At 40.3% G+C, this 6,290-nt stretch carries 7 protein-coding genes; 1 reads left to right on the top strand and 6 read right to left on the bottom strand.

Going from position 1 to position 6,290, the window contains the following annotated elements:
* Positions 1-417 (bottom strand): pyrroline-5-carboxylate reductase family protein (locus H541_RS0106485; RefSeq protein WP_022796515.1); only part of this gene is annotated, 417 nt, incomplete at its 3' end.
* A gap of 233 nt (positions 418-650) precedes the next feature.
* On the opposite strand from H541_RS0106485, the gene H541_RS0106480 reads away from it, so the two are divergent.
* Positions 651-893: a hypothetical protein gene (locus H541_RS0106480; protein ID WP_022796514.1), complete on the top strand. Its 243-nt coding sequence runs from the start codon at positions 651-653 to the stop codon at positions 891-893.
* Positions 894-913: 20 nt separating this feature from the next.
* Here H541_RS0106480 and H541_RS0106475 read toward each other — a convergent pair whose 3' ends face one another.
* The 5 genes from H541_RS0106475 to H541_RS0106455 form a co-directional block, all read right to left on the bottom strand.
* Positions 914-1,753 (bottom strand): aldo/keto reductase, encoded by an 840-nt coding sequence (locus tag H541_RS0106475; protein ID WP_026501683.1) that lies wholly within the window; start codon positions 1,751-1,753, stop codon positions 914-916.
* Positions 1,754-2,141: 388 nt separating this feature from the next.
* A complete protein-coding gene (locus H541_RS0106470; protein WP_022796512.1) occupies positions 2,142-3,248 on the bottom strand; it encodes an ABC transporter permease in 1,107 nt (368 codons plus the stop codon).
* A gap of 1 nt (position 3,249) precedes the next feature.
* Positions 3,250-4,428: an ABC transporter permease gene (locus H541_RS0106465; RefSeq protein WP_022796511.1), complete on the bottom strand. Its 1,179-nt coding sequence runs from the start codon at positions 4,426-4,428 to the stop codon at positions 3,250-3,252.
* A 10-nt stretch (positions 4,429-4,438) separates the two neighbouring features.
* A complete protein-coding gene (locus tag H541_RS0106460; RefSeq protein WP_022796510.1) occupies positions 4,439-5,377 on the bottom strand; it encodes an ABC transporter ATP-binding protein in 939 nt (312 codons plus the stop codon).
* A gap of 244 nt (positions 5,378-5,621) precedes the next feature.
* On the bottom strand, positions 5,622-6,290 hold the full coding sequence (locus tag H541_RS0106455) for a response regulator (protein ID WP_022796509.1): 669 nt from the start codon (positions 6,288-6,290) through the stop codon (positions 5,622-5,624).

Here is a 6,290-nt window from a genome sequence, read left to right as displayed (position 1 = left end):
GGTTCCAGTAGTCGCACATACCGCAGTAGCTCCCTGCCCAATCCCAACATTGATATTAGGCATAATTCTAAGCAGTTCAAGTGATTCATCTTCCAAATACCCTGCCATTGCCTCTAAACTCACACCGGCTGCCATTGAAACGATCACAGGACGCTTCTCTTTTAGAACTTCCAGATTAGCTTCAATCACTTGTTTAATGCCGTCTGGTTTAACACCCAACATAACCACATCAGAAATCGCGATGACCTCAGATGCCGACTCAACGACCACTCCACCAACACTACGAGCAACAGCCTCAGCTTTAGCCGGCGTACGGTTGAATAAGTAAACAGCATCAGGTGCGACAACACCACTCCTTACAAACTCTTTGATAATCGCACTAGCCATGTTACCTACCCCGATAAATCCAATTTTCATCCAGAACACCCTCCATCAGAACTTTTCATTTAGTATACCATTATACCGTTTGGTTTTTTTAGTTTTTCATAAGAAATGATATATATGATTGTTATAGCAACCCCAAAATGATATTTTTAAAGCAATCAATACAAGGATATCCAACACTTGTATATCTTGTCGTTTTTCACACTTGCATATCTTGTCATTTTCACAAAAAACGATGCTAACACGAGGCTAATGGAGGAGGAAGTATGCAGAAAATAAGAATAACAATCACTGTAGCTTCCATCATTTTATTACTAATTTCCCTCACTTTATTTTCCTTGATATATGCAGATATAGTCTCAGTAGGAACAGCAGATTTTGATAGTATCAAATGGCTAGATGCCGATTTATTGTTATGGCAGTGGGGATTTAATACTCTTGTTGCTGGTGTTTTATTAAATATCGTACTCATCCTACTTAAGCTTAGAGGCACGAAAACCCGAACCTAAAAGATTCGGGTTTTTTCGTTTTAAAACTCTTCATAGACGGCTGGATCTTGGTTACTATTTCGTCCATCTGGTTTAGTGAGACTATTAATTGCAGCAATATCGTCATTAGACAAGTCAAAATCAAAGACATCTAGATTTTGTTTTTGCCGTGATATATGGCTAGCTTTTGGTATAGGTATAGCACCTATTTGAATCTCCCACCGTAAAATCACTTGTGCAGGTGACTTATGATACTTCTTAGCAATCGTCGTAACGATATCATTCGTCAAAACAGCACTAGCTCTTCCAAGAGGACTCCAAGCTTGCGTCAGTGTCCCCTTTGAAGCATCGTATTCCCGTTGTGCTTTTTGGTTAAAGAACGGGTGCAACTCAATTTGATTGACTACTGGTAAAACACCTGTTTCTTTTTCTAACCGTTCAATATGTTCTGGTAGAAAATTGCACACCCCGATAGAACGGACTAATCCAAAGCGTTGACTATCGATCAAAGCTTGCCAAGCTTCGACATACAGATCCTTTTTAGGATTTGGCCAATGGATCAAATACAAATCGAGATAATCAAGACCTGATCTCAACAGAGATTCTTGTACAACTTCAATAGCTTTTTGATACTGGTGGAACCGCCCTGGCAACTTTGACGTCACCGTCAATTGATCCCTCGGTACACTTGAATTCCTGACAGCTTGCCCAACTGCCCCTTCATTGCCATAATTGTAGGCCCCATCAATCAGACGATACCCTGTATTGATAGCTTGCTCAATCGTTCTAATACCAGCATAGCCATTTAACTTATACGTTCCAAACCCAATTTTTGGAATTTGAAACCCATCTAACAAATTATAATCCCCATGATTTAACATCCTTTCTAAAATAATTACTATCTTGGTTCCTACTAGCTTGGTCTCTTACTAGTTTTTAACTTCACTGTTTGCTATTTACAAGTCACCCTGCTCCTTCATTTTACTCTTTTTATATCAAAACTCTATAAATTAGAATAGTGTCGCTCTGGCTCTACACGGCAAGCCATTTACAAAAGCATTTACAAAAGCATTTACAAAAGCATTTACAAAAGCATTTACACAAAAGAACTTTTACGCGATAGAACTTTTACATACTAGACTTTTTACACAATAAAGCTTTTACACTTTAAATAAGAAAAACCTCTCCAAAAGCTCGTTATTTCAAGTCTTTTGGAGAGGTTTCCTTTTCATAGTTGTATATCTAATAATCTCAGTAATCTTCAACCAACTAGTTAGCTCGGTTAACGTATCTTTCTAACCGATAGCTTCCGGCGGTGAAGAGGACACTCGACATCAATAAGACAATCAATAAACCTGGAAGTAGCATGGTTTGGTCTTGTAGTCCTTTAATCAACCAAGATAATGGTGAGAGGTATCCTAGGTAAGTTAACCATTCTTGATTATCAAATAAGATTGGCATAAAGGCTAAAGCTAACATAACCATTGCTATCAGCATGCCAAGCGAGGCACAAAGTTGTGGTTGTTTAACGGCCCTAAAGAGTGCTAACCCAAAAGAGAGGCTGAACAAAGTTGCAACGCCGATAATCAGTAGCATCCTCAGGAACTCCATCAGTGTTGCACCACTTATGAAGGCAGAAATACCTAGCAAGAGGCTATTGGATAGGAATGAGAAAATGCCATATGCTGCAAGAAAGCTAAAGGTTATCTTGAAACTGTTATTAGCTGTCATCACTACCCGTCTCAACACATTCTCTGTTTTAAATGATGCCAAGTCACTCGCAAAATAGCTACCATTCATGATCATATAGGTCACAATCATCACAGTCGCAAATAGCAATTGCATATGATTCTCAGAATTTTGAGACGACTCTTCAACGATTTTAGTGACTGCAGAGCGTGGTGGTGAGTAGGTTTCTCCTGCCGCTAACACATCATCTGCTTGAAGCAAGTGAGTGGTGAAAGTCTCTGATTGTAAGGTCAACAATGCTTGGTCTACCAATTGATCAGTTGTCTGCCCATCTCTAGAGTAAACAGTTGGAACATGTTGATCATCTGCTGCTTCATAATCTAAGAAGCCGTCTGGCAACACGTATACTAATGCTGCTTCCCCTTTATCTAGCAGCTCTAGTCCTTCATCGACTGTTGAAACAGAGCGGAATTTAACTGAAACTTCCTCTAAACCACTTTGGATTGTTTTCTCTTGTGCTTGATCCGTTACTATAGCAACTTGTGACTGGGCAGTAGAGTCATCATTTCCCAAAACGAATACAAACAACGCAGTAACAACAGCTGGCATGATAACCATCATCGAAAATAGTATTGGTGTTTTAATAATTCGCTTGAGATGAAACAGGATCACTTGTGTCAACTTCATATCAGTACTCCTCCTTTCTCTTCAAGACAACTGTTTGGATCATCGACAAGATAACACCGACTAGGGCTAAGCCGCCGATAACAAGCCAACTGTTCGATAATGTATTGAACTGCTGTACTTCAAAATAGGGATCGATAAATAGCCGCCTAATTGGGTTATGCTGCAAAGCTTCAAAGAATGGAGAGGCGCTATACTTTTCTAGTGGGATGAAGCCCGACAAAGCAATCCATACGATACTGATCAATCCCGTGATAGAGCTTGCTGCACGTTCCGAAATAAAACTACTGATCAAGCCAGATGCACCAAGGACTAACACGAGTTGGCATAAAATGATCAATAGGTAGTAAAGAAAATTCCCCGAAAAGGTTGACCGATCATAGAGCCACCAAACAAGCATCCCTAACAAGATCAAACTAGCATAGACGATGAGATTGGTCAGTTTCGTGAACCAAACTTGTTCACTAACTTTTAAAGGAAGCAGTCTGATACGTTTATTTAATGCCTGCAACGAGTCTTTCGTATCAGCTATCAGCAAATTGGTAAAGACTAGCACTAACATAAAACCAATTGAGTTGATCGCATAAAATTGGGTTGATGACAAGGCATTAACGCCGACATGTTCTTTAGTGACTGCTTTTTGTTGTGCTAGTTTACTTGCAACGGCGGTTTGAATCTCTTGCACTAGTTCTGGGTTTTTGCCAGCGTCAGTCGTCAATTCAGCCAAGTCAATCTTCGTTAGGATAGGCTCCATAACACTGTCCATGATCTGCCGAATAATGACTGCATCAGAAGCCGCATCATCTTTTTCAGTAGTGATTGCAATCGCCGGCATCTTATCCCCTGCATCACGATCATAGTTAGTCTCGAGCTCTTCTCCAAAATCCTGTGGCACAGAAATGATGACCGAGGCATCTTGACGATCCTGTTCACGCACGACTATGTCTTCTTTTTCTAATTGGGCTATACTGTCATCTAAATGCTCTCCGATGGCCGACTTATCCAAATTATCCCAATACACCGAAATTTTAGGGGGTTCCACTGTAGGCGTAAACATGGATGAACTACTGAATGATAGAAACAATCCTAATAAAACAGGCGTCACAACGATGGCAAATACCAACATTGGGAACTGTTTAAATGTGACAATGAGATTGGCTTTTAAAAAATACCATAATTTCAACTTGCTCACCTCAATCCCTTAACTTCTTACCGGTCAGTTGTAGAAAGGCTTCTTCTAGGGACACATTTTCAACCGATATCGACTTGATAACGATTTGACGTTCCTCCAACAAACTAATCAGTTTCATCATTGAAAACTCGTTGGTATCGATCACCAATTCAATGGTGTTTAACTTGCCTTCGGCGGTTTTAATCCCATTATTGCTTGATAACAGCGCTTCAGATAGACCTTCCGAGTAACGATCCAAGATCAACTGAACTTTGCCGCTAGTTCCAACCAACGCTTTAACTTGATCCTTGGTCCCATAGGCGACCTCTCGTCCTAAATCTACAATAAACAAGCGATCACAAAAGGCTTCAATTTCTTCCATGTAGTGAGAGGTGTATAAAATGGTTGTCCCTTCTTGATTCATCCGATTGAGAAAATCAAAGATATGTTGACGTGATTGAGGATCGATCCCGACAGTTGGTTCATCCAGGATCAAAAACTTGGGACGATGGAGAATGGCTACGGCCAAGTTCAACCGCCGTTTCATCCCACCTGAATAAGTTTTAACCTTCTTCTTCGCGCTATCGACTAATCCCACAGCCTCTAAAGTTTCTGCAATACGAGTTTTCAGTTCGCCAAATGATATCCCGTACATCCCGCCAAAATATTCGAGATTATCATAAGCATTCAATGTTTCAATCAATGCCAGATCTTGGGGTACGACACCAATCTCCTTACGAATCGCAATAGCATCCGTCTTGATGGATTTTCCATCCACGATGACGCCACCACTATCTGCCCTCGTTAACCCAGTCATCACATCAATTAAGGTCGACTTCCCAGCACCATTAGGACCGATTAATCCAAACCGTTCCCCTTTCTTGATTTCAAAATTGATACCATGCAATACTTGTTGCTTTCCAAAACTTTTTTCAACATTCTTAACTTCTATATATGCCATCGTTTCTTCCTCCTATTATCTACCTTCTGTCATCGTACTAGGAATTTATTATCCATCTCACACTTTTGTGACTTCGATCTTCTTGATTGACTTTATCATACCTAATAGTAAGCATTTAGACGACTCCAAAAAGTCATTACCCACATGACTAAAGTCACTATTTCAAAATAGACACAAAAAAACCGGTAAATGCAACTTGATAGCATTTTTACCGGTATAGACTTATAGATTATAAACCAAAGAACTAATTTAAATGTAACTGGTGTTCAACAGCAAATAAAGCCAGTTGTGTCCGATCACGTAGGGCTAGTTTACTTAAGATGGTACTGATATGATTTTTGATTGTCCCTTCAGATAGAAATAAAGTTTGTCCAATTTCCTTATTGTTCATTCCCTTAGCAACAAGTTTGATGATCTCAATCTCCCGGTCAAGGAGATCCATCTGCGCTATGTGAGCGGCTATTTCTGATGCTTCATTTTCAGTTTCTGCTGGCAGACGAGCTGTCAAGAATTGGGAGGACACCACATGGTCCAGCACGATTTTCCCTGACATCGCAACTTTGATTCCATCTCGGATGCTTTCTGGTGAGCTGTCTTTCAGAAGATAACCCGAAGCACCTTTTTCCATAGCTTCCATAATATAGGCCGTATCTTGGAAAGTTGTCAGGATCAAAATACGGATGGCCTGGTGCTTAGCCTTAATCTGCTCAGTCGCTGCAATACCATCTAAAATTGGCATGCGAATATCCATCAAGACGACGTCCACGACCATGGTATCACAGACTTCAACAGCCTGTTGTCCATTTTCAGCCTCTGCTACGATCGTGATATCAGGATAGCTTTCTAACATCATCTTTAAGCCACTACGGATCAATTGTTCGTCATCAACGATCATCACTCTGATTTTAACCAT

This window comes from Bavariicoccus seileri WCC 4188, assembly GCF_000421665.1.
GTDB lineage: Bacteria > Bacillota > Bacilli > Lactobacillales > Aerococcaceae > Bavariicoccus > Bavariicoccus seileri.
This window is presented reverse-complemented; position numbering and strand designations above follow the sequence as displayed.